Annotated in this window: 20 protein-coding genes; 6 read left to right on the forward strand and 14 right to left on the reverse strand. The window is 42.7% G+C overall.

All coding sequences use genetic code 11. From position 1 onward, the window contains the following. Window positions 1-94: 94 nt before the first annotated feature. On the forward strand, window positions 95-940 hold the full coding sequence (locus AC3WTB_RS17880) for a TetR/AcrR family transcriptional regulator (RefSeq protein ID WP_048239987.1): 846 nt from the start codon (window positions 95-97) through the stop codon (window positions 938-940). 180 nt (window positions 941-1,120) lie between these two features. Here AC3WTB_RS17880 and gatB read toward each other — a convergent pair whose 3' ends face one another. Genes gatB through gatC form a run of 3 tightly spaced genes read right to left on the reverse strand, consistent with a single transcriptional unit; the run spans window position 1,121 to window position 4,327 of the window. Continuing rightward, window positions 1,121-2,551: an Asp-tRNA(Asn)/Glu-tRNA(Gln) amidotransferase subunit GatB gene (gatB, locus tag AC3WTB_RS17885; RefSeq protein ID WP_059374649.1), complete on the reverse strand. Its 1,431-nt coding sequence runs from the start codon at window positions 2,549-2,551 to the stop codon at window positions 1,121-1,123. Window positions 2,552-2,564: 13 nt separating this feature from the next. Next, window positions 2,565-4,022: an Asp-tRNA(Asn)/Glu-tRNA(Gln) amidotransferase subunit GatA gene (gene gatA / locus AC3WTB_RS17890; protein ID WP_041116096.1), complete on the reverse strand. Its 1,458-nt coding sequence runs from the start codon at window positions 4,020-4,022 to the stop codon at window positions 2,565-2,567. A 14-nt stretch (window positions 4,023-4,036) separates the two neighbouring features. Continuing rightward, window positions 4,037-4,327: an Asp-tRNA(Asn)/Glu-tRNA(Gln) amidotransferase subunit GatC gene (gene gatC / locus AC3WTB_RS17895; RefSeq protein ID WP_024424549.1), complete on the reverse strand. Its 291-nt coding sequence runs from the start codon at window positions 4,325-4,327 to the stop codon at window positions 4,037-4,039. Window positions 4,328-4,749: 422 nt separating this feature from the next. On the opposite strand from gatC, the gene putP reads away from it, so the two are divergent. Together putP and AC3WTB_RS17905 are read left to right on the forward strand one after the other, a co-directional pair. Continuing rightward, window positions 4,750-6,231 (forward strand): sodium/proline symporter PutP, encoded by a 1,482-nt coding sequence (gene putP, locus AC3WTB_RS17900; RefSeq protein WP_144495419.1) that lies wholly within the window; start codon window positions 4,750-4,752, stop codon window positions 6,229-6,231. A 167-nt stretch (window positions 6,232-6,398) separates the two neighbouring features. Beyond that, complete coding sequence (locus AC3WTB_RS17905) at window positions 6,399-7,091, forward strand: MgtC/SapB family protein (RefSeq protein WP_024424547.1); 693 nt, start codon at window positions 6,399-6,401, stop codon at window positions 7,089-7,091. 44 nt (window positions 7,092-7,135) lie between these two features. On the opposite strand, the gene AC3WTB_RS17910 is transcribed toward AC3WTB_RS17905, so the two are convergent. The 5 genes from AC3WTB_RS17910 to pcrB all read right to left on the reverse strand — a co-directional run bounded on the left by AC3WTB_RS17910 (window position 7,136) and on the right by pcrB (window position 14,507). Continuing rightward, a complete protein-coding gene (locus tag AC3WTB_RS17910) occupies window positions 7,136-8,143 on the reverse strand; it encodes a phosphotransferase enzyme family protein (protein ID WP_064497688.1) in 1,008 nt (335 codons plus the stop codon). Between the two features lie 128 nt (window positions 8,144-8,271). Continuing rightward, entirely contained in the window at window positions 8,272-9,468 is a 1,197-nt protein-coding gene (locus tag AC3WTB_RS17915) for a CamS family sex pheromone protein (RefSeq protein WP_039176984.1), read from the reverse strand. Between the two features lie 15 nt (window positions 9,469-9,483). Next, window positions 9,484-11,490, reverse strand: a complete 2,007-nt coding sequence (ligA, locus tag AC3WTB_RS17920) for an NAD-dependent DNA ligase LigA (protein ID WP_039176982.1) — start codon at window positions 11,488-11,490, stop codon at window positions 9,484-9,486. A 44-nt stretch (window positions 11,491-11,534) separates the two neighbouring features. Continuing rightward, on the reverse strand, window positions 11,535-13,757 hold the full coding sequence (gene pcrA, locus AC3WTB_RS17925; protein WP_492334055.1) for a DNA helicase PcrA: 2,223 nt from the start codon (window positions 13,755-13,757) through the stop codon (window positions 11,535-11,537). 57 nt (window positions 13,758-13,814) lie between these two features. After that, window positions 13,815-14,507: a heptaprenylglyceryl phosphate synthase gene (gene pcrB / locus AC3WTB_RS17930; protein WP_492334056.1), complete on the reverse strand. Its 693-nt coding sequence runs from the start codon at window positions 14,505-14,507 to the stop codon at window positions 13,815-13,817. A 274-nt stretch (window positions 14,508-14,781) separates the two neighbouring features. On the opposite strand from pcrB, the gene AC3WTB_RS17935 reads away from it, so the two are divergent. After that, a complete protein-coding gene (locus tag AC3WTB_RS17935; protein WP_492334057.1) occupies window positions 14,782-15,147 on the forward strand; it encodes a DUF2283 domain-containing protein in 366 nt (121 codons plus the stop codon). Window positions 15,148-15,172: 25 nt separating this feature from the next. Here the strand turns inward: AC3WTB_RS17935 and AC3WTB_RS17940 are convergent, their stop codons facing one another. Then, window positions 15,173-15,403 carry a YbyB family protein gene (locus tag AC3WTB_RS17940; RefSeq protein ID WP_039176971.1) on the reverse strand — a complete coding sequence of 77 codons (231 nt, stop codon included), beginning with the start codon at window positions 15,401-15,403 and terminating at the stop codon, window positions 15,173-15,175. A 139-nt stretch (window positions 15,404-15,542) separates the two neighbouring features. On the opposite strand from AC3WTB_RS17940, the gene AC3WTB_RS17945 reads away from it, so the two are divergent. Beyond that, window positions 15,543-17,123, forward strand: coding sequence for an FMN-binding glutamate synthase family protein (locus AC3WTB_RS17945; RefSeq protein WP_041087101.1), 1,581 nt, complete (start codon window positions 15,543-15,545; stop codon window positions 17,121-17,123). A 241-nt stretch (window positions 17,124-17,364) separates the two neighbouring features. On the opposite strand, the gene AC3WTB_RS17950 is transcribed toward AC3WTB_RS17945, so the two are convergent. Beyond that, a complete protein-coding gene (locus AC3WTB_RS17950; RefSeq protein ID WP_024424524.1) occupies window positions 17,365-17,679 on the reverse strand; it encodes a YerC/YecD family TrpR-related protein in 315 nt (104 codons plus the stop codon). Window positions 17,680-18,240: 561 nt separating this feature from the next. Beyond that, complete coding sequence (locus AC3WTB_RS17955; protein WP_099662993.1) at window positions 18,241-19,983, reverse strand: adenine deaminase C-terminal domain-containing protein; 1,743 nt, start codon at window positions 19,981-19,983, stop codon at window positions 18,241-18,243. A gap of 125 nt (window positions 19,984-20,108) precedes the next feature. Between AC3WTB_RS17955 and AC3WTB_RS17960 the strand changes: the two genes are divergently transcribed. Next, window positions 20,109-20,330 (forward strand): YgaP family membrane protein, encoded by a 222-nt coding sequence (locus tag AC3WTB_RS17960; protein ID WP_492334058.1) that lies wholly within the window; start codon window positions 20,109-20,111, stop codon window positions 20,328-20,330. A 30-nt stretch (window positions 20,331-20,360) separates the two neighbouring features. On the opposite strand, the gene AC3WTB_RS17965 is transcribed toward AC3WTB_RS17960, so the two are convergent. Genes AC3WTB_RS17965 through AC3WTB_RS17975 form a run of 3 tightly spaced genes read right to left on the reverse strand, consistent with a single transcriptional unit; the run spans window position 20,361 to window position 22,968 of the window. Further along, a complete protein-coding gene (locus AC3WTB_RS17965) occupies window positions 20,361-21,626 on the reverse strand; it encodes a peptidase (RefSeq protein ID WP_492334059.1) in 1,266 nt (421 codons plus the stop codon). A 14-nt stretch (window positions 21,627-21,640) separates the two neighbouring features. After that, window positions 21,641-22,306, reverse strand: coding sequence for a 3-oxoacid CoA-transferase subunit B (locus tag AC3WTB_RS17970; RefSeq protein WP_047202795.1), 666 nt, complete (start codon window positions 22,304-22,306; stop codon window positions 21,641-21,643). Next, a complete protein-coding gene (locus AC3WTB_RS17975; protein ID WP_224930630.1) occupies window positions 22,282-22,968 on the reverse strand; it encodes a CoA transferase subunit A in 687 nt (228 codons plus the stop codon). Before AC3WTB_RS17975 ends, AC3WTB_RS17970 begins: the two co-directional genes overlap by 25 nt. Between the last annotated feature and the right edge of the window lie 2 nt (window positions 22,969-22,970).

Genomic DNA, 22,970 nt, shown 5'->3' on the forward strand with positions numbered 1-22,970 from the left:
TCATTCTATATCATAATAAACGGTGATATACAATGCCGTCAACCATTTCACTTGCGTTTGACGTAACATTCTAAAGCTGAAGGGGCCTTATTTCATGAACGAAAAAAAAGAAAAAATCATTAAAGCAAGCATCCAATTGTTTGCGAAAAAGGGTTTTTCTTCTACGACCATTCAGGAAATTGCAGATGAATGCGGAATATCAAAAGGCGCATTTTATTTACATTTCAAATCAAAAGAACAGCTTTTCAACCGAGCGTTTGAATATTATATCGACACTTCGATGCAAACTATCGAAACGATTCGAAAAGAGAATCAGCATCTCGCGCCGAGAGAGATCTTTCAGAAACAAATTGCTGAACAGTTTCAGCACTTTGCTGAGAACAAGGATTTTATCATTCTGATCCTCAGCGAGAACATTATTCCGGAAAACCAGCAAATTAAAAAGTATTCAAAAACTGTGAAAAAGCAAATGAATGATGAAATTCAAATTTCCATCTTGACCACTTATGGACAGAAGATCGAACCATATATAACTGACCTGTCAGTCATGATTCAAGGAATTATCCAATCGTATGTGCAGGTTCTGCTTTTACAGGATCAAATGCAATTATCATTTGATGAGCTCTCATCCTTTATACTCGAACGGTTTGATGATCTGGTTCAAGGATTGCTTCGCTCTCAGACGAAGCCGATTTTGAAGCAAACCATTTGGGACGATGAAGCGCCTAGTGCTGCTTCCCTTCAAGAGGAGCTTCGTTTGTTAAAGCTGGAGCATCTGCTTTCTGATGATACCGTTGTATCCATTGAAGTGATTGAAGAAGAGCTGGCAAAAGCTGAACCTCGTAAGCCAGTCATCCAAGGAATGCTGACGAATTTAGAAAAGTGTGAGGATCCTGCTGTTCTAAGAGCAGTGGAACAATTGAGGCTGTTTCTTCAGTAACATAACGTGCTGTTTTTTGATTTAGCTCACCTTTCCCCCTTCGAATGTGCACTTTCGCTTATGCTTCATTATAAGAAAAGTATCTCTAAATTGATATACGGCTGTGGTCCGAATCTATAGTAAGACCCTGTCATTTCAATCAAAAAAAACCGCCTTTTTCATAAGGCGGTTTTTTGCTATTTAGCGTTTTTTGATTTCTTCAAGGAGAATCTTGTTCACCATCGGCGGGTTCGCTTGGCCCTTCGATGCTTTCATGATTTGTCCGACTAAGAAACCAATCGCGCGGTCTTTACCATTTTTAAAGTCTTCAATGGATTGCGGGTTGTTATCAAGTGCTTCTGTGACAAGTTTGAGCAGTGCACCTTCGTCAGAAATTTGGACAAGTCCTTTTTCTTTGACGATTGTTTCTGCATCTCCCCCATTTTCGATGAGCTCTTTGAATACCTTTTTCGCAATCTTAGAGGAAATCGTTCCTTTTTCAATAAGCTTGATCATACCAGCCAGCCCTTGCGGCGTTAGCTTTGTATCTTCCAGCTCTTTTTGAGCAGAGTTTAAGTATGCAGATACTTCACCCATGAGCCAGTTCGATGCTTGCTTCGCTTCTGCACCTTCTGAAATGGTCGCTTCAAAGAAATCAGACATTTCTTTCGTCAGCGTGAGCACCATTGCATCGTAAGCAGGAAGTCCAAGCTCATCGATGTAGCGTTTGCGGCGCTCGTCTGGAAGCTCTGGGATGGATGCTCTTACGCGTTCTTTCCACTCGTCATCAATGTACAGCTCCACCAAATCCGGTTCTGGGAAGTAGCGGTAATCATCAGAGCCTTCTTTAACGCGCATAAGAATTGTCTTTTTAGACGCTTCGTCATAACGGCGTGTTTCCTGCTCGATCAAGCCGCCAGAAAGCAATACTTGCTCTTGACGCTTCTCTTCGAATTCAAGGCCTTTTTGTACGAAAGCAAATGAGTTCAAGTTTTTGAGCTCTGTCTTTGTACCAAACTCTTCACGGCCGATTGGGCGAAGAGAAATGTTGGCATCACAGCGAAGTGAGCCTTCTTCCATCTTACAGTCAGAAACGCCTGTATATTGAATAATGGATTTTAATTTTTCTAAGTAAGCATACGCTTCTTCTGGAGTGCGAATGTCTGGCTCAGATACGATTTCAACAAGTGGTGTGCCTTGACGGTTGAAATCGACGAGTGAGTAACCGTCGCCTGTGTGCGTCAGTTTCCCTGCATCCTCTTCCAAATGGAGACGTGTAATACCGATTCGTTTTGTTTTGCCTTCTACTTCAATTTCAATCCAGCCGTTTTCACCGATCGGTTTATCAAATTGAGAAATTTGATACGCCTTTGGGTTATCAGGATAGAAGTAGTTTTTACGGTCAAATTTTGTATCCGTTGCGATTTCACAGTTCAGTGCCATAGCCGCTTTCATCGCAAAGTTCACCGCTTCTTTGTTCAGTACAGGCAGTACGCCAGGATATCCAAGGTCGATGACACTTGTCTGCGTGTTGGCAGCTGCACCAAAAGGTGTCGGCGAGCTTGAGAAAATTTTCGATTGTGTTTTTAGCTCTACGTGGACTTCAAGTCCAATTACCGTTTCAAAGTTCATTCTGATTCACCCCTTACAGTTCAGGTTTTGCTTTATGATGATCTGTTGCTTGCTCAAAAGCGTGAGCCACGCGGTACACTGTTCCTTCGTCAAAGTGCTTGCCGATGATTTGCAGTCCTAACGGAAGGCCATTTGCAAATCCACAAGGCACACTGATTCCTGGAACGCCTGCAAGGTTAACAGGGATCGTTAAAATATCGTTTGCGTACATAGTCAATGGATCGCTTGTCTTTTCACCAATGTTAAATGCAGGAGTTGGCGTTGTCGGTCCTACAATGACATCATACTTTTCGAAAACATCTTCAAAGTCTTTTTTGATCAATGTACGGACTTTTTGCGCTTTTTTATAGTACGCATCGTAATATCCTGAGCTTAGCGCGAATGTACCAAGCATGATGCGACGCTTCACTTCGTCTCCGAAGCCTTCAGAACGAGTATTTTTGTATAAATCAATCAGGTTGTCTGCATTATCTGTACGGTAGCCATAGCGGATGCCGTCAAAACGTGCAAGGTTTGCAGATGCTTCTGAAGAAGACAGTAAGTAGTAAGTCGCAAGCGCATATTTAGAATGCGGTAGAGACACTTCTTCCCACGAAGCACCAAGTCCTTCTAATACTTTTAACGCTTGAAGAACAGACTCTTTTGCTTCCTCGCCAACGCCTTCGCCAAGATATTCTTTCGGCACAGCGATTTTCAGACCTTTGATGTCGCCAGTTAATGAAGAAAGAAAATCTGGTACATCGACATTTGCACTTGTTGCGTCCATTTGATCGACACCAGCAATCGCTTGAAGAACATAAGCGTTGTCCTCTACATTGCGTGTAATCGGACCAATTTGATCTAATGATGAAGCAAATGCAATTAATCCGTATCTGGATACACGTCCATATGTCGGTTTAAGACCTACAACTCCGCAGAAAGATGCCGGCTGACGAATAGAACCGCCTGTATCTGATCCAAGTGAGAACGGTACTTCACCTGCTGCAACTGAAGCTGCTGATCCACCACTTGATCCGCCTGGAACGGTGTTTAAATTCCACGGGTTTTTCGTCGCTTTGAAGCCTGAGTTCTCCGTAGAAGATCCCATTGCGAATTCGTCCATATTTAATTTACCGATTGTGACTGCTTCTGCGTCTCTTAGGCGGTTCACAACGGTTGCATCATAAATTGGATCAAAGTTTTGCAGGATTTTACTTGAAGCTGTTGTACGCAAATCCTTTGTAACAATGTTATCTTTCACACCGATCGGCATACCGAACAATAGGCCAAGCTCGTCCTTTTCACCAACTGCCTCGTCCAATTCCTTTGCATACGCACGTGCTTTTTCTTCGTCCAGTGCAAGGAATGCTTGTACTTTCCCGTCTACTTCATTGATTCGTTTATAAGACTCGTCCACTAAATCAGAAACAGACAGTTCCTTTTTATGTAAAAGCTCTTTTAATTCAGAAATTTTGTGATCAAACAGTGACATGTCTCGGGCCTCCTTTAGTCCAAAATTGATGGCACACGAATATAGCCGTCTTTATGATCAGGCGCGTTTTTGACGACTGCCTCAATGGAAAGACCTTTATTCGGAACATCTTCTCTCATGACGTTTTTCATTTTTAATACGTGTGTAGTAGGTTCAACGTTTTCCGTATCTACCTCATTTAACTGCTCTGCAAATGAAATGATGCTATCAAGCTGTTCTGTAAACATCTCAGCTTCTTCTTCTGTAATCGCAAGCCTTGCTAAATGCGCAACGTGCTTGACTTCTTCTATTGAAATTCTTGACATGCAGGTTCACCTCCAAAAATGATGCGTGATCGTGGTCATGATCATAAGTCATATACACTTTATCATATCAAATTTTACTGTTCTAAAGCAACTTTACGCAGGTGTGGTAAAAGGTCCGTTCTCTTGAAACGTCTTTATGATCAAATCGATAAAAGAAATATTCATCAGGTGACTTTTTATTTTTCAGAAAATTTTTACTTTTGATTATTTTTGTAATCGCTTACATATTGATTCTTATCATCGATCTGTCCATTTTTTCTTCAAAATGAAGAGGTTTAGGCAGGTTGATCACTTGGGAATACTCTGTTAGGTTAAGTAACCATAGCAGTGAGCAGGCAGTCAAACAAAAAAGCTGCCATCGCACTTCTGTATATTTTGATTGAGGTGATGTCAAATTAATACGAAAAAGGTGAGAACACAAAATGAGTATTGAAGTTACAATTTCCTTATCTATTTATTTTATCGGGATGCTTGCCATTGGCTGGTATGCATTCAGGAAAACACATGATTTAAATGATTATATGCTTGGCGGACGCGGGCTTGGTCCATTCGTTACAGCCCTTTCAGCAGGTGCTGCGGATATGAGCGGATGGATGCTGATGGGTGTGCCAGGTGAAATGTATAAAACAGGTTTATCGACAGCCTGGCTTGCGATTGGTTTAATCGTTGGTGCTTACTTGAACTACCTCATTCTTGCACCTCGTTTACGTTCTTATACAGAAATTGCGGATGATGCGATTACGATTCCTGATTTCTTTGATAAACGATTCAAAGGATCATCTGCTTTATTAAAAGCTGTTTCAGCCGTCATCATTTTAATTTTCTTTACGCTGTATACATCGTCTGGGATGGTATCAGGCGGACGTTTATTTGAGTCAGCATTCGGTGCTAACTACATGTTTGGACTGATCTTAACATCAAGTATTGTCATTTTGTATACATTGTTCGGCGGATTTTTGGCAGTGAGCTTAACGGACTTTGTCCAAGGGGCTATCATGTTTTTAGCATTAGTGCTCGTGCCGATCGTTGCCTTTACACAATTAGGCGGACCTGTTGCTACATTCCAAGATATTCAACAGATTGATCCTAAATTGCTAGATATTTTTAGAGGAACGAGCGTCATTGGCATTATTTCCTTCCTCGCTTGGGGACTAGGTTACTTTGGACAGCCGCATATTATCGTGCGCTTTATGGCCATTACGTCTGTTAAAGATTTAAAACCAGCACGCCGGATCGGAATGAGCTGGATGATTATTTCAGTGATTGGATCACTGTCTGTCGGTTTAGTGGGTGTTGCCTATGTTCATGAAACGGGCATGAACCTTGCTGACCCTGAAACCATCTTTATCGTCTTTTCTAAAGTATTGTTCCATCCATATATCACTGGATTTTTACTTTCTGCGATTTTAGCTGCGATTATGAGTTCAATTTCGTCTCAGCTGCTTGTCACAGCAAGTGCAATGACAGAGGATTTATACAGAACGTTCTTTAGGAAAACAGCATCAGACAAAGAGCTTGTCATGATTGGCCGGATGTCTGTACTCGTTGTCGCCGTGATTGCCTTATGCCTTTCACTTAACCCAAGTGACACCATTCTTGATCTTGTCGGTTATGCATGGGCAGGATTTGGTTCTTCATTCGGTCCAGTCATTTTGCTTTGCCTATACTGGAAACGAATGAATCATCATGGCGCTCTAGTTGGGATGATCGTTGGTGCAGTTGTGGTTCTGACATGGATTACGACAGGACTCAACCATGCCACAGGTATTTATGAAATGATTCCAGGCTTTACGCTAAGTGGATTAGCTGCCATTATTGTCAGCTTATTGACAAGTAAGCCGTCAAAAGCATCAAAACAGCTATTTCACAAAATGGAAGATCATCTTGAGGAAGAAACAAAATAAAGAGTTGAAGAGTCATCTGCCCTATGCGGATGACTCTCTTTTTAAATAAAATAAAAAGCTTTTCTTTCTTCAGAAACTGAATAAAATAAGAGTTGTGCAGCCATATGGGCTGTGAGAAGATCATATACATGTTGTGAAACGTACATGAAGTGAAAGGAGCGATACGCATGTTTTGGACAATTGAATGGGATACAGTCTTAAAATTAGCCGTGGCCACTTTAATCGGGCTGATTATCGGGCTTGAACGAGAGCTGAAGAAAAAGCCCCTCGGCTTAAAAACGTGTATTGTCATTGCTGTCAGCTCCTGCGTCTTAACCATCATCAGCATTGATGCAGCCTACAATTTCCCTCGAGTCTCTAAGCTTCAAATGGACCCACTCAGGTTACCGGCGCAAATTATATCTGGTGTTGGTTTTATTGGAGCAGGTGTGATTCTTCGAAAAAGCAATGATGTCATCTCAGGTCTCACGACTTCTGCGATGATCTGGGGAGCAGCAGGACTTGGGGTTGCAACCGGTGCAGGATTTTATAAAGAGGCCTTCCTCAGTCTTTTCTTTATTCTAATTAGTGTCGAATTCCTGCCATGGCTCTTCCAGCGGATCGGACCGATTCGCCTGCAGGAAAAAGAAATCCGCATCAGAATGTCTCTTTCTGACCGAAACCGCATGACCGATATTTTAAAAGAAATGAAAGCCCTCAATATTCGCATTCATTCTGTACGAATTGATGATTTAAAAGAAAAAGACTATCCGATCATGGAAGTACGCGTACGTGTGCATAAAGACCGCTATACAACCGATGTGTACTTTGATATTAAAGATCTAGAAGGCGTCGTTGGCGTGAAGTGTGATACGGTGTAGTCATAAAAAAACCCCTTGCTGTTTAACACAGCAAGGGGTTTCTTTTATCGTGCCAGCTGTTGAAAGTCAAAAGGAGTAATGGGTGTTTTTTGCTCAATTTCCTTTCGAAAACATGACAGCATGGCTTTTTCGTCAGAAGTCAATGTTTGGAGATCAAATGCTTGATGTAAAAGCCCATAAATAAGCATATGACGCAGCATGAGAAAATCAGGGATTGTTGCCAGCCACGCGTCATCAAGCTCATTCTCCTGTCGATAGCCTTTTAGAAAATGACTCATAAATTCTGCCGTAAATTCAGCTTTATCATCATATGGAATCACTGGATACCAAAGAACATTATATAGCAAAATACTAATATCATTGATAAACCAGTGATATCCAATATCATCAAAATCGAATGCGATAATCTCTCCTTGATGATAATGAAAGTTCCCGTGATGCAAATCGGCATGCACCAGCCCATACACATCCTTCGAAATTCGGAGCTGGTGAAGCTTTTGCATCAATTCATCTTTTCTTCGAAGCACAACCGTTTGATCAGATGGAATATATTGATCAAGCTTTAATTGCTCCTCTTCATACCACTCTTGACGCTTATAGAGAGGATCTTTTACTTGATATTGTTTTGTTATTTGATGCATTCGTCCTGTATAGGACCCTAACGCTTCAAACAGCTTCCCATTCCAATCTCCTTCATTCACTTTTCTCCCCGGTGCTTTTTCATACACACGGAGTAAAAATGCGCCTCCGGCTTGATCAGGAATGGTTTCAACGTCTTTTCCTCTTGCTGATGAAATCGGCTTTGCTACGGAAATACCATGATGAGACAGGAATCGAAGCCAGTCCATTTCTCCTAAAATATATGTGGGTGAGCGACGAATGGTATGGGTGATTTTTAATATATAATTCTCCCCATTCATTGCCTTATATTCATACACATAATTTTCTGCATCGGCTAGAAATGTCACTTGGTCAAGCTGAAAGTCATACAAGTGAGCCGCTTTCTTTAAGACTTTCTGTTCATCGTATCGTGCTTTTACTTCTTTATGCATGCTGATTCTCCTTTTATCGTCTTTTTAAATGTTCTTGACGGTAATCAGCATTATACGAGCATCAACATACCTGCCTTTCTTCTTGGTTTCTACTAATATTTTGACAAGAGTTTGGAAATCCCTCTTATTTAGTCATATATATGAACAGTCGGTTCTTTGTCCTCAGCATTTTTCGTGATCAGGGCTTCTTGTTGATCAGAAGATGTGATGTTGATTTCAATATTGGTACTCTTGTAGTAATCCATGACTTCTCCGGTTAAATATTGTGTGAAGGCTACGACTTCCGTTTTTCCATAGAACTGCATTGGAATTTCGATTTTCATTTTTTGCAGGTTGCCGTTTTTGTAAAAGCCTTTTCCTACAACACCAGTGTAATTCGGGAAGTAATCTTCTACCTTTGTCTTGAAGCGGTCAAATCGCTCTGAATCATCTTTGTAGCTGCTTTTCGCACTATCTGAAGGGAAGAATACATTCTCCTCTTTGATCGTATCCCAATTTCCGATATCAGCAGAGCCTGCTTTCACATCTGTTTTGGCGATAAAATTACCTGGAACGATAGATGATTTTGGTGCTTGCTTATAAAGGGCAATCATGACAGGCACTTTTTGCAGTCCGTCCATTTGACGAATTCGCTTGATCACTTGTTCAGCGATTTTTTCACCCTCTGCCAAAAGTTTCTTTGAATTTTTCGATGAATCGATGGTCACCTCTTGCTGCGGGTCACCGATTTTTTCACGGTAATAATAAACCGAGTTCAGCGCAAGACCAATGACAACTCCGCCAAGCTGTAAGCTGTTTTTGTCTTTTCGAATTAAGTAATTATGCTCTAGCATTGAAGCTAAGTAAATTGGACTATTTTCATTTTTAGACTTTGTTGAACCTGAGTTTGGAAGAGCAGGATTTAAGCCCAGATTCTTAAAGTCTTTATCTTCTTTTTCTGCCTTTTTCAGATCACTGCCTGTTTTTTTGCGCGCCAGCCAGCTAAGAACGGTGTCCTCATCTAAATGCTGTCCTTCTTGGAATAGATAGTCGTTTGTATTAAATGACTCTGTTGCAAGGCGCATGAGTCCTGTTTCAAATTCATCAATGTCCAAGCGTGTATTGAGACGCTCCGCTGTAAGACCTCTAGCAGCTCCTTGTTTAAACGGCAGCACCATTTTGTAATAGGAGTCTGAGATATTGTACATCGGGATGATGGCTGTTTCCTTTGTTTCCTTCGTTTCATCCGTTTTTTGTGTGACCTCTTCCTCTTCCTTTCCCCCAAAAGGTGCACACGCTGACAATACCAGTGTGAGCATTGTCAGCAGCAATAACAACTTTTTCAATAGAAAACACTCCTCTTATTTCTTTAGCTCCTCGAGCATTTTAGCTTCGTCCCAAATTTCAATATTGAGTTCTTCTGCCTTTGTCAGCTTACTTCCCGCTGCTTCTCCGGCAATGACTAGATCTGTTTTTTTACTCACACTGCCTGCCAGCTTTCCGCCTAATGCTTCGATCGCTGCTTTTGCATCGTTTCGAGCCATTTCTTCTAATTTTCCTGTCAGCACAATGGTTTTTCCTGCAAAGTAGGAATCACTTTCTTCTGCTTTTACCGGCTTTGGCCCTGTGTAGGTCATATTGACTCCGAGCTCTTTTAGTTCGTTCAGCAGATCGAGTATTTCTTCTTTCTCAAAATACGTGACGACGGCATCAGCCATTTTTTCACCGATTTCGTCGACTTCAAGTAATTGTTCTTTCGTCGCTTGCTTTAATTGATCGATGTTTTCGAAATGCATCGCCAAGGTCTTTGCCGCTTTTGAACCAATAAATCGAATACCGAGTCCAAATAGTAAACGCTCAAGAGAGTTTTCTTTCGATTGTTCAATTGAACGCAGTAAATTGTCGACAGATTTTTCGCCCATTCGTTCAAGCTGAATGAGCTCTTCTTTCGTTAATCGATAAAGGTCGGACACACGAGAAACGAGCTGTTCCTTGAAGAGCTGTGTAATGACCCGCTCGCCAAGTCCATCAATATTCATTGCATTACGGGAAACGAAGTGAATGAGTCCCTCACGTATTTGGGCAGGACATTCAGGATTGATGCATCGCAAGGCCACTTCGCCTTCGATTCGCACCAGCTCACTATGACACTCTGGACATTCAGTTGGCATGTGAAACGGTTTTTCTTCGCCTGTACGCTGATCAACAAGGACACCTGCGACTTCAGGAATAATATCCCCGGCTTTTTTCACAATCACTTGATCGAACAAGCGAATATCCTTTTCTTTGATCAAATCTTCATTATGAAGAGATGCACGCTGCACTGTCGTCCCTGCTACTTTGACAGGCTCAAGAATCGCTGTTGGTGTAATCACGCCTGTACGTCCGACACTTAGTTCAATATCAAGCAGCTTCGTTACGACCTCTTCAGCTGGAAACTTGTACGCAACCGCCCAGCGCGGGCTTTTTGCTGTGAAGCCGAGTTCTTCCTGCTGAGCGAGTGAATCGACTTTAATGACGATTCCATCGATTTCATATGAAAAATCGGCACGCTTTATTTTTAATGTTTCAATGAGGTCGATGACTTCTTCGATCGTTTGGCACATCCGTCTTTCTTTGTTTGTTTTAAACCCAAGTTCGTCGAGAAAATCAAGTCCTGCACTTTGCGTTTCAACACCAATTTCATCAAGCTCCGCTATACTGTAGACGAATATATCAAGGTTTCGTTTCGCTGCAATTTTCGTATCAAGCTGACGAAGTGAACCTGCAGCCGCATTACGCGGGTTTGCAAACGGCTCTTCTTCGTTTTGTATTCTTTTTTCATTTAATGCTTCAAAAGAAGGTTTTGGCATAAACGCCTCGCCTCTCACTTCAATCGACAGTGGGCGTTTGATTTTAAGCGGGATGGAACGAATTGTTTTGAGATTTTCAGTAATATCCTCACCCGTTGTTCCATCGCCGCGCGTCGCTCCTCGGACAAACACGCCATTTTCATAACGGAGAGAAACAGCGAGTCCATCAATTTTCAGCTCGACATTGTATGCGATATCGTCACCGACTGCTTGACGAACCCGGCGGTCAAAATCAAGAAGGTCCTGTTCATTAAACGCATTCCCAAGGCTGAGCATTGGTGTGCCGTGACGCACTTTTTGAAAGGCGTCTAAAACAGCGCCGCCTACTCTTTGTGATGGAGAATCTGCTGCTTTTAAGTCAGGGTGCTCTTCCTCCAAAGAGATCAGCTCACGCATCCGCGCATCATATTCAGCGTCAGGAACACTTGGACGATCAAGTGTATGATATTCGTAGTTGTATTGATTCAAAATCTGGTGCAGTTCCTCGATCCGGCGTTTCGCTGCTTCTTTATCCATCTGCTTCTTCCTTTCAATTCATCCGTTTTGTCAGTCCTATCAGTTTATTGCTTCTCGATTGGTGCAAATGCTGCGAGAAGACGCTTAATGCCTGTAGGGCTTGGGAACGCAATATCAAGCTCTGTGCTGTCTCCGCTGCCTTTCACACTCACAACCGTACCAACGCCCCATTTTTTATGGACCGCTTTATCGCCCACAGCCCAGCCAATACTGCCACCGCCTGTGTTTTGAATGGTTTGTGTTTGCGGACGTGAGACAGGCCCCCGTCTTTGCGGTCTTTCTCTTGTTTGGCCAAACGGTGTTTTTGTTTCTTTTTTCTCATTTAGGTTGTCCAATAAATCGGCTGGTATTTCTCGAATAAATCTTGATTCAAGGTTCATGTTCGTCCGGCCGAAAAGTGTTCTCATTTTCGCACTTGATAAATAAAGCTCTTCTTCAGCCCGTGTGATGCCTACATAAGCGAGGCGGCGTTCTTCTTCCATCTCTGCATCTTCCATTAATGAACGGCTGTGCGGGAAGACACCTTCCTCCATTCCCATTAAGAAAACAACAGGGAATTCCAAACCTTTTGCAGCGTGAAGTGTCATTAAGATGACGGCATCCTGATCTTCTTCTTCATTTTCATCCAGCTTATCAATGTCTGCGACGAGGGCGAGATCTGTCAGGAAGGTCACAAGTGACTTGTCCTCATTCTGTTCTTCAAAGTTCTTCGTGACGGATAGAAACTCGTCAATATTTTCTAAGCGGCTTTGTGCTTCAATCGTTTTTTCGAGCTTCAGCGCTTCACGATAGCCTGTTTTCTCTAGGATTTCTTCTGTTAATTCTGTGACAGATAAATAATCCTGCATGTTCGTCATTTGATCAATGAGCTGTTTGAACTCATCAAGCGCATTGGCTGCTCGTGCACTCAGTCCAATGAAATCCACCTGACCAAGTGCTTCAAACATAGACAGGTCATTCATCTCCGCATATGCTGCAATTTTATCAACAGATGTCGCACCGATTCCGCGCTTTGGTACGTTGACAATTCGTGCAAAACTAATATCGTCATCTGGGTTTGCCACTAGGCGTAAGTATGCCAAGATGTCCTTGATCTCTTTTCTGTCATAGAACTTCGTGCCGCCGACAATGTTGTATTGAATGTTGGCTTTCATTAACGTTTCCTCTATGACACGAGACTGGGCATTTGTGCGGTAAAGGATCGCAAAATCGGATAATTTACGCTTTCCGCTTTGATGAAGCTGACGAATCTTTCCTGCGACAAATTGTCCCTCACCGAATTCATTATCTGCACGGTAATAGGCTATCTTCGCGCCTTCATCATTTTCTGTCCAAAGATTTTTTGGCTTTCGGTTTGCATTGTTTTGAATCACCGTATTTGCAGCATGCAAAATGCGTTTCGTCGATCTGTAATTTTGCTCAAGCAGAATCACTTCACTGGATGGATAATCTTTTTCAAAGGAGAGAATGTTTGTAATATCCGCTCCGCGCCAGCGATAAATAGACTGGTCAGAGTCACCGACAACACATATATTTTGAAAACGCTGCGCGAGCAGTTTCACAAGCATGTACTGCGCTCTGTTCGTATCTTGATACTCATCCACATGAATATATTGGAATTTCCGCTGATAGTGCTCTAACACTTCAGGGATGCGCTCAAATAGACGAATCGTCATCATAATTAAATCATCAAAGTCGAGTGATTGGTTTTTGAGTAAACGCTTTTGATAATCTGTATAGACATCTCTGACCACTTGATCATAGAAATCACCGGCTGATTTGGCGTATTCCTCTGCGTCAATGAGTTCGTTTTTTGCACTGCTGATCGATCCTAAAATGCTGCGTGGGTCGAACTTTTTAGGGTCGATATTCCGTTCTTTTAAAATGTTTTTAATGACTGAAAGCTGATCAGATGTGTCTAAAATAGAGAAGTTGCGATTCACACCAATGCGGTCAATATCGCGTCTTAAAATACGGACACACATGCTGTGGAACGTAGAGATCCAGATGTCATCTGCGCCAGGTCCTAAAATAGCCTGGACACGTTCACGCATTTCACGTGCTGCTTTATTTGTAAATGTAATCGCTAAAATGTTCCACGGCGCCACATGCTTTTCTGCCATTAAGTAGGCAATTCGATGTGTGAGCACCCGTGTCTTCCCGCTTCCTGCTCCTGCCATCAACAATAAAGGACCGTCTGTTGCTTTGACTGCTTCTTTCTGTGCGTCATTCAGCCCTTCTAATAGATGATTCGATATTTCATTCATTCCATTCACCGCCAATTCGAACTTATGTTCTATTTTAACCCGTTTCGTCTAATTTGACTATGATGACTTTTTGACTGCATCCACTGTCTTTAATGCTTCTTTGAAATTGTCATAAATGACGTTTCCTACAACCACGACGTCTGCATGCTGGGAGAAGTCTTTTGCCTGCTTAGCGTTCTCGATGCCGCCGCCATAAAAAAGAACTGTTTCATCAAGCACTGCTTTTGTTTCTTTGACAAGCTCTATGTCTCCAAGCGTTCCGCTGTATTCCAGATAAAAAATGGGCAGCTTCATCAAATGCTCTGCCACTCTTGCATATGCCCTGACGTCATCGATATCCAGCGCTGTATTTGCCTCTGTGAGCATGGCCGCTTTACAATCTTCATTTAAGATCACATAACCTTCAGGCACAATCTCTTCCATTGACATCAAATCACCGAATTCCTTCATCGCGTCCTTATGAAGCCCGACAATCCAGTCAGGGTGAGTACTGTTTAAGACAGTCGGGATGAAATACAGATCAAAGCCCGGCACAATCATCTCATGTGTGGAGATTTCGAGCACACATGGCACTAGAAAGCGGCGGACCTTTGACATCAATTGAAGCACGTTGTCCTCTGTCACATGATCACTTCCGCCAATCAATATGGCATCCGTCCCAGATTCGCAAATCGCTTCTAGCTGTTCATCGGAAATTTCTTTATTTGGATCGAGTTTAAAGACATGCTTCCACTCGGTAACATCATACATGAAAAACGTTCCTCCATTCGTTTCATTCCATTTAAATATTATAACAAAATCAAAGGCCGCAAAAAATGGGTAACCTCCTTCAGCTAAAAGTTTCATTCTTTTGAAAATGAGCGATTGTGACTTTAGATAAAATGGCTGGAGAATAGATGAAAAAATCGACTTGGAGAGGAGCTGAAAGAGGTTGATATTTTGGCACTTTGTCACATGCTATTATACAATAAAGGAATATTTTACTATAGATATAAAAAAGATCTATTGAACAGAGGTGACTCTTTTGAAAAGAACAATTACATATGAACAAAGTATAGATATCGGATACATCTATATCCCCCCGCAATCGGAGCGTTTGAAAATCAAAGAAACCATTGAATTAGATGTCAATGAATGTATCAATGTAGATATCGATAAAGAGGACCGAGTGGCTGGATTGGAGTTATTTGCAGAAGAATCCGAAGTGCTGCGGAATGCACCGGTTTATGAGGATCATCTTTCTTTACGTTTGACGGATCAGGAAGTTCTCTCAACCTATCATCTGTCAGGCATTGAATTTCAGTTCTCGACATCTGATCACAATGGGCTGATCGGTTTTACCATTGTCGATCCTTTTCGCTATAACATCACAAGAAAAAAACCGTTTTGATCTTTCAAAACGGTTTTTTTTCAAACTATTGTCTCGCTTCATTAAAATAATGGACGGATGTCATGGCCCCTTCGTCGACCATCTTGTTGTCTTGGATATCTAATGGATCTGGGTGGCCGGCTTTTTCAGGAACCTTTTCATCTGACCGGAACATGCTTGCCCATTTTTTCAGATGCTGTTTATTTTTTACCGCTAATAACACAGCTCCTCCAACCCCTAATCCTGCAAGTACATACGCATTTGGACGCTTATTCATGTATGTTCCCTCCCCTTATGATCTTATTTGTAAGTTACCCCGCCTTTTCATTTCTAAACATCACAATATGTTGAGGTGGTTTCTCTTTTTATGAAAAGTGGAATAACAACAGCAATGAAAGAGAAAAGAGGGGATCTTCATGACCACAACCTTAATGATCATCGGCACATTGCTAATCATTTTTTTGATCATCCCAATCATTCTATTGATCTGGATTTGGATGAGGGATGAAAAACAAGAAGAACATTCAGTTCTGCGAAATTATCCGGTCATTGGAAAGCTGCGGTTTATCTTTGAAAAAATAGGACCTGAGCTTCGCCAATATCTGTTTCTGAATGACCGAGAGGAGCTGCCCTTCTCAAGAAGAGAATACGAGCAGGCGGTCATGTCAGGAAAGTACAAAAGCCGGACGATGGGCTTTGGATCAAAACGTGATTTTGACAAGCCAGGCTATTACATTCGAAACGTCCTGTTTCCAAAGCAGCGAGATGAACTACGAATCGATCAATCTGAAAAAATCAAAACGAAAGTGTATCAAATTGATCAAGACAATTTACTGCGAAGAAGTGAACATTTCAAAGAAGTCGAAGCAAATCCTTATTTTCTCCATCAAGAGGATGTACAAGTCATTGGCGAACACACATGTCAAAAGCCTTTCCATGTGAAAGGACTGATCGGTCAATCCGCTATGAGCTACGGCTCCTTAGGCGACAGGGCCATTACCGCTCTATCCTCAGGATTAAAAATGGCCGGCGGTACGTGGATGAACACAGGTGAAGGCGGTCTTTCTCCTTATCACCTCAAAGGCGGCGCAGATATCATTTGTCAGATTGGGCCCGGTTTATTTGGCGTTAGAACAGAGGATGGCGCATTTTCCTTTGAAGAATTCAAGAAAAAAAGCGAGCACGAGGAAGTCAAAGCCTTTGAACTCAAGCTGGCACAAGGAGCAAAAACACGCGGCGGTCATATTGACGGCGAAAAAGTGACGGAAGAAATTGCGAATATCCGTAAATTACCGCCTCACCAATCCATTGACAGCCCAAACCGCTTTGAGATGTTCCACTCCATTCCTGACATGTTTGATTTCATTGAGGAGCTGCGGAGTATAGGCGGAAAGCCAGTTGGAATCAAACTTGTTGTCGGACATAAAGAAAATATTGAAGAGCTTGCCAGCTACATGAAAAAAAGCGGGAAACACCCTGATTTCATTACAGTTGATGGCGGAGAAGGCGGTACAGGGGCGTCCTTTCATGAATTGGCGGATTCCGCAGGGCTGCCAATTTTCACGGCACTCCCTATGGTTCATCAAATTTTGAAAGAATACGGTGTCAGAGATCAGGTAAAGCTCTTTGCTTCTGGCAAGCTTCTATCGCCAGATAAAATTGCGATTGCCCTTTCAATGGGAGCTGACTTTGTGAATATTGCTAGAGGTCTCATGTTTTCAGTCGGATGCATTCGCGCCCAAGTCTGCCACACGAATAAATGCCCAGTCGGGGTCGCCACAACTGATCCAAAGCTGCAAAAGGGTTTATCAATTGAAGAAAAAAAATACCGAGTGTGCAATTATATCCTGTCTCTTAGAGAAGGTTTATTTAACTTATCCGCAGCTGCGGGAATAGAATCGCCTATTCATTTTAATGAAAAACATATTATTTTTAGACAAGAGAATGGCGAGACAAGCGAAGTGCCGATGTTCTCAGGCACACAGCCATCTGTCTAGCTTGAAAAGGTGCGGAAACGCGCCTTTTTTTATTGACATTTTCGTATAAAGTTAGCAAACAGTAGAGTTTAAGAAAATCATCTCAAACGAATATGACATCTCCTATGAATGAGAAAGATGGTTTATGGGCGAGCTAAATTAAAAAAACAGGGACAATTTATCAGTCCCTGCCCGCTTTTCATAAAAAAACTGCAAACAAGTCCATTTTTCGTAAAAAGGATTGTTTACAGTGAAAGCTGCTTTATTTTGTTTCGTTATTTTCCTGCTGTTCAGCTACGCGGTCCAGTGCCATCGTATAGGCATCGTTGCCGTAGTTCAAGCAGCGTTTGACACGTGAGATGGTTGCAGTGCTTGCACCTGTTTCCGTCTCAATTTTATGATACGTGTTTCCCTCGCGAAGCATACGTGCTACTTCAAGACGCTGTGATAAAGATTGGATTTCATTGATGGTACACAAATCATCAAAGAATCGATAACATTCTTCCAGGTCTTTAAGGGATAAGATGGAGTTGAATAACTGATCTAAACTTTTGCCCCTTAATTTATCAATTTGCATCTTAATACATCTTCTCCTTTACTATTGCCACACCGCTTCGCACGATCTTCTTCTAAGAAAGCGGTATCTTTCCTGACTAATTTTTTTAAAACCTCAGCAATGAGCTTTGAACAGATCATGACAGGTTTGGTTCTACGCTGAAAATGCCGTCAGGTTCTTTCGTAAGCCGAAGCTTCTTTATCGTAAACAAATTCGACAAGTTCTGTCATTTTCCTTGTATGACAATCTGACAAACTTGTTTGCTTCCGGTATAAAGATGACTTCTGCTTGGTTAGGTCTTCTGCCCTAATATATAGACTTTGCGGAAAGCTCAGCGAGACCCACAAATATGCGCCCCGCCTTGCTCGATCATTCAAAATATGTTGGCCGGTCAGCGTAACCGACAGAATCATTTTACAATTAGAGTACTTCATTCGTCATGTCAAAGCCCTCTGCTTTGTCAACAGCTCCACATAAGATCATGATCACTTACATGGCAGTGAAGAGAACCATAGCTCACTTCTGCCCTATAACAGCAGTCAGAAATGCGGCAAAGATGATACAGCTCCACTCTGTTATATTTTAACGCATTATAGACGGAAAGAGTACAGTTTTTTTCATGACATCAAATATTCCTCTTGGCGTCACTCGAATATATGGCAAATGTGTACTTTGGAAAAAGACAAGTGTATCAATTGGGCAGTCAAATGGATAGCCGCGCTCAATGAGCAGCTCGCGTAATGTTTGTTCCTGCTGAAGAACAGTCTCAAATGGTTCAGCCGATGCACAGCCTGATAATTGCAGCGGGATTTCATGCAAAATTTTCCCGTTCTCTGTGAGGACGATTCCCCCGCCAATTTCTTTCATCCGCTTATGTGCCAGCATCATATCCTCTTTATTTTTCCCGATCACTAAAATATCACCCGTGAGCGAAAATGAGCTGACAAAGCCTTGCACTTTGTTTGCAAACCCTTTTAGCATCGTATTCACACGCCACTCGCCTTTTCGGTCAATCAGGCTAAAGAAGCTTTGATCATGATCACATGACAGCTGGTTGATTGAGTTATCAATTTCCACTGTATAAGGCTCCATGATGACGGCATTTCTCATCTTCACACCTAGCGGCATAGAGAATTGCAAATCACTCATCGTCAGATCATACCCCAAATCTAATGGAAGAAGCCCGCCATTTTCCCATTTTGTTTCTTGGAATTGATGCTGGTTCTCGCCATCTAATTTGAGGATAACCCCTTTAGATATGACCGTTTCAGGATTTGGGTTCATTGGATCATCTAAAATATTCAAAGAAGCCAGCCGTCCAGGACCGACAACGCCTAATAAGTCATCAATTTGATGGTATTTTGCAATGTTAAATGTCGCCATATTATACGCATCAATGATCGGCACGCCTTCTTCAAGGGCGATCGAAATCAAGCGGTTAATCATGCCTTCCTCATAAAAGTGAGGAGCAGCACCATCTGTTGTATAGAAAAAGTGGTCATAGTGTCTAAAATCACGCTCATGCAATTCTCTTAAAATATTCACTAAATCTGGGCGGATGGAAGAATGCCGCAATGAAACATGATAGCCAAGGGACAAGCGTTTTAACACATCGTCCGCATTCATAGCTTCATGATCACTGTCCGCGCCAAACAGCTTCATTTTTGTTAGCGTTTTCTCAGAAGCTCCAGGGAAATGCCCTTCAATTCGTTTTCTCTGCTTCTTCGTTTCTTGCATGCAATATAAAATGAGATCATCACCGTCCATCAATCTTGGCCAGCTTGTTAATTCGCCGCCTTGAAGGACGTCAGGATGATCAATCCATTCCTTCCGGTAGTTGACTGGCAGCATCTCATCTTCATATCTGACTTCCGTTTGAAGATCGTATCTGGACCACCAGAAATACTGAAATGGCTGCTTTTTTAATTCACATAGAGTGGAAAGCGCTTTCTTTTCATTGCTTTGCAAAAGAAGAAATAAGTTATCGCTGACCATTGTTGTTGTGCCAAATTGAGACACATATTCTGCAAGTGATTGGGGATTATAAATATGGAACGGGTGCGCGTGAGGCTCTATATACCCAGGCACAATGTATTTCCCTTCACAATCAATCACACGTTTAGCTGATTTATTTTGAGGAAGCTCTGCTCCGACATAAACAATTCGATCATCATGTATCCAAATATTTGCCTTCACCCATTGTTTCAAAAACGGGTTAAGCACGAGTCCATTCGTTAAAAGGAGTGTTGGAACTATTTTTGAGTCGACTACATCGATTTGTGTGCGGATGTCATTATTTCTCCAATTAAAAGTACGTTCGGACATTCACATACTCTCCTTCATTTGTATTAGCCCTATCGTAACATAACGAACCACGTTACGCATTAATGAAACGTTACAATTTCTTGAAATCACACTTAAAATAATTTAAAAAAGGAGATTCACCTTCAATGAAACCTAATCTCGGCTTAATGGAAGCGCTCATTAGAATTGCCTGCGGAATGACAATATGTACTGTAGCTGGATCCTTATATGCTAGAAAACCATGGAGTAAAATGCTGCTTTGGGGCATCATGTTTGGCGGTATGAAACTAGGATCTGGCATTCTTCGTTTTTGTCCAGTGACATATATGTGTGAGCAGCAGGACACACATAAAGAGAAGGCTGAGTAAGGCAGCCTTCTTTTTTATGTTCATTTCATCTCATTCCGCTGCTTCACACCATTCGACCATTGTCCCTGCGATAATTTCTGCTGCTTCTATCACATGCTCAATGTCGATAGATTCATTCGGAAAATGGGCAAGCTCTGTTGTTCCAGGTCCAAACACGATAATGGGAATACCTGCTGCCTGTGACAGTAATCCGCCGTCAGTTCCCCAAGGGGCGGCTTCGACCTTCGGCGGCTGCTTCATGACCGCTTCATATTGTTCCTTCAATAAACCTAAAAGCGGATGATCCGTATCGATTGAACCCGGAAGCCATCTTGCACCAAACCATTCGACCTCAACAGGATGCTCTTGGAACCATTCATCTTTTTCTCCGAGTCCTGCCATCCAATTTTCTAGTTCCTTTTCCGCCTGTTCTACTGTCTCACCCGGCATCACCCCGAGCCTGCCTTCCATTGTGACAATGTCTGCTACAGAGGATGGCCAATCACCGCCTTGAATTTTCCCGACATTGATCGGAATCGGAATTGGGATATGCTGAAACAGCGGCTCCGTGATTCGCTGATTTCTTTCTTCTTCTAATGCCGCTATATGTGAAAGGACAATCGTGCTCTTTTCTATAGCAGAAACGCCGTGATATCTTGTTCCGCCATGAGCAGCCCTTCCTTTAATATGCAGTCTGAACCATTTAGATCCTTGCTGAATCGGAAAGATTTTCATATGACTTGGCTCTGGGATGATGGCTGCATCTGCTGTATATCCTCTCAGTATGGCTGCAAGGGTGCCTGCACCGCCGCTCTCTTCTTCAACAACACTATGAAACACGACATCTCCCTTCAGCGGAATCTGAAGTGCATGCAGTGCCTCAAGTGCAAAGAGTAAAGAAACGTTTCCACCTTTCATATCTGTTGCCCCGCGTCCATAAAGTCTCCCGTTTATGATATGCCCGCTGTAAGGCGCATATGTCCATTGTTTGTGATCTCCTGCTGGGACAACATCCACATGCCCATTTAATAAAATAGATTTGCCGCCGCCTTTTCCTTTCAATCGTCCGGCGACATTAGGACTTCCTTTAAAAGAACGCCTCGGGGAATAAAAATACGGGTGGTTCAGCAAGTCATCTCCGCCAATGTCCCATACGTCAACATCAAAGCCAATGGCAGAAAGTTTATTTGCTACGATTTGCTGTACCTCTTGCTCATTTCCTTGTGTGCTGTCACATTGCACCATTTGCTGAAGAAGCGTCACGGCTTCCTCCTTATGCTCTTTCATCCAGTTTCTGATACGTGTGGTTGGCTGCAAGTCGGTCATCCTTTCTACACAACAGATTTGACATCAGGCGCTAAAATGAGCGGCGCCTCTGTCGCCCTCATGACATCTTCCGGCTGAAACGGCGGCATGACTTCACGCAAAATGAGCAGCTGTGATTTGACCTCAATGACTGCCATATCTGTAATAATCAGATCCACACAAGACTTAGCTGTTAAAGGCAGCGTGCAGGCGGCTTTTATCTTAGATTGTCCGTGTTTATCAAGGTGGCTCATCACGACTACTACCTTTTTCGCTTTTTGCGCGAGTTCAATCGCTCCGCCCATACCCGGTACTCGTTTACCTGGTACAATCCAATTCGCAAGATCCCCCTGACTGCTGACTTCAAGTGCACCTAAAATCGTCATATCCAGCATCCCTTTGCGAATGATGCCAAAAGCGGTTGTGCTGTCCATATATGAGCCGCCTTTTGTTAACGTAATAGGGAAACCTCCGGCATTGCACAAATTCGGGTCTTCTTCCCCTCGTGCTGGTGAAGCGCCTGCTCCCATAATGCCGTTTTCTGCATGCAGCCACACCTCGTAATGTGCTGGGATGTATTCAGCTGCAAGGGTTGGGATGCCGATCCCAAGATTGACGATCATCCCATCTTCAATTTCCTGTGCCGCACGTTTCGCTATGCGGTGTCTTAAATCGATGTCTCCCATGCCCATGTCCAGTTCACTCCTTTTGATTGCACGATCTGGTTCACAAATACGCCTGGCGTCACAATTTCCTCTGGATGAAGCCTGCCCACAGGCACAATCTCTTCTACTTCTGCAATGGTCCAGTCTCCTGCCATCGCCACAATCGGGTTTGTATTCCGTGCACTTTTATCAAAAATCAGGTTCCCTGCTTCATCTGCTTTGAGGGCATTCACAATCGCAATATCCGCAGTCAGCGCAGGCTCAAGAATATACTGCTTTCCACCTAGCGGAACCAATTGTTTCTCATCAAGATTGAGGCTATCCATGCCGACATCTGTCACAATGCCCGCTAAACCCATTCCGCCTGCCCGAATCTTTTCCGCTAGGATGCCCTGCGGGTAAAAAAGAACGTCTAGTGTACCCGCCTGCATTTTCTGCCCGGCAATTGGATTAGAGCCAATATGTGAAGCAATGATTTTCTTCACCCTTCCTTCTGTGATCAGCCTGCCAACACCGATTTGCGGGAAGCCTGCATCGTTTCCGATCAATGTCAGGTCTTTGATATTGGCTTCTAGGATGGCATCGATCAATGATGGCGGTGATCCCACACCGCCAAACCCGCCAAACATGATAGTCATTCCGTCTCTAAAATGCGTGATGACTTCATCAAAGTTCGCTGTTTTGTTCATTA

This window comes from Bacillus sp. EB106-04-04-XG123 (assembly GCF_058791855.1).

What these genes read in the sequence shown, in the direction of transcription:
- ligA (WP_039176982.1), bottom strand. Translation starts at nt 11,490, where the DNA reads ATGGATAAAGAAGCAGCGAAACGCCGGATCGAGGAACTGCACCAGATT.
- AC3WTB_RS17880 (WP_048239987.1), top strand. Translation starts at nt 95, where the DNA reads ATGAACGAAAAAAAAGAAAAAATCATTAAAGCAAGCATCCAATTGTTT.
- AC3WTB_RS17945 (WP_041087101.1), top strand. Translation starts at nt 15,543, where the DNA reads ATGACCACAACCTTAATGATCATCGGCACATTGCTAATCATTTTTTTG.
- gatA (WP_041116096.1), bottom strand. Translation starts at nt 4,022, where the DNA reads ATGTCACTGTTTGATCACAAAATTTCTGAATTAAAAGAGCTTTTACAT.
- gatC (WP_024424549.1), bottom strand. Translation starts at nt 4,327, where the DNA reads ATGTCAAGAATTTCAATAGAAGAAGTCAAGCACGTTGCGCATTTAGCA.
- AC3WTB_RS17950 (WP_024424524.1), bottom strand. Translation starts at nt 17,679, where the DNA reads ATGCAAATTGATAAATTAAGGGGCAAAAGTTTAGATCAGTTATTCAAC.
- AC3WTB_RS17940 (WP_039176971.1), bottom strand. Translation starts at nt 15,403, where the DNA reads ATGAATAAGCGTCCAAATGCGTATGTACTTGCAGGATTAGGGGTTGGA.
- putP (WP_144495419.1), top strand. Translation starts at nt 4,750, where the DNA reads ATGAGTATTGAAGTTACAATTTCCTTATCTATTTATTTTATCGGGATG.
- pcrB (WP_492334056.1), bottom strand. Translation starts at nt 14,507, where the DNA reads ATGTATGATGTTACCGAGTGGAAGCATGTCTTTAAACTCGATCCAAAT.
- AC3WTB_RS17910 (WP_064497688.1), bottom strand. Translation starts at nt 8,143, where the DNA reads ATGCATAAAGAAGTAAAAGCACGATACGATGAACAGAAAGTCTTAAAG.
- AC3WTB_RS17905 (WP_024424547.1), top strand. Translation starts at nt 6,399, where the DNA reads ATGTTTTGGACAATTGAATGGGATACAGTCTTAAAATTAGCCGTGGCC.
- pcrA (WP_492334055.1), bottom strand. Translation starts at nt 13,757, where the DNA reads ATGAATGAAATATCGAATCATCTATTAGAAGGGCTGAATGACGCACAG.
- AC3WTB_RS17975 (WP_224930630.1), bottom strand. Translation starts at nt 22,968, where the DNA reads ATGAACAAAACAGCGAACTTTGATGAAGTCATCACGCATTTTAGAGAC.
- AC3WTB_RS17960 (WP_492334058.1), top strand. Translation starts at nt 20,109, where the DNA reads ATGAAACCTAATCTCGGCTTAATGGAAGCGCTCATTAGAATTGCCTGC.
- AC3WTB_RS17970 (WP_047202795.1), bottom strand. Translation starts at nt 22,306, where the DNA reads ATGGGCATGGGAGACATCGATTTAAGACACCGCATAGCGAAACGTGCG.
- gatB (WP_059374649.1), bottom strand. Translation starts at nt 2,551, where the DNA reads ATGAACTTTGAAACGGTAATTGGACTTGAAGTCCACGTAGAGCTAAAA.
- AC3WTB_RS17955 (WP_099662993.1), bottom strand. Translation starts at nt 19,983, where the DNA reads ATGTCCGAACGTACTTTTAATTGGAGAAATAATGACATCCGCACACAA.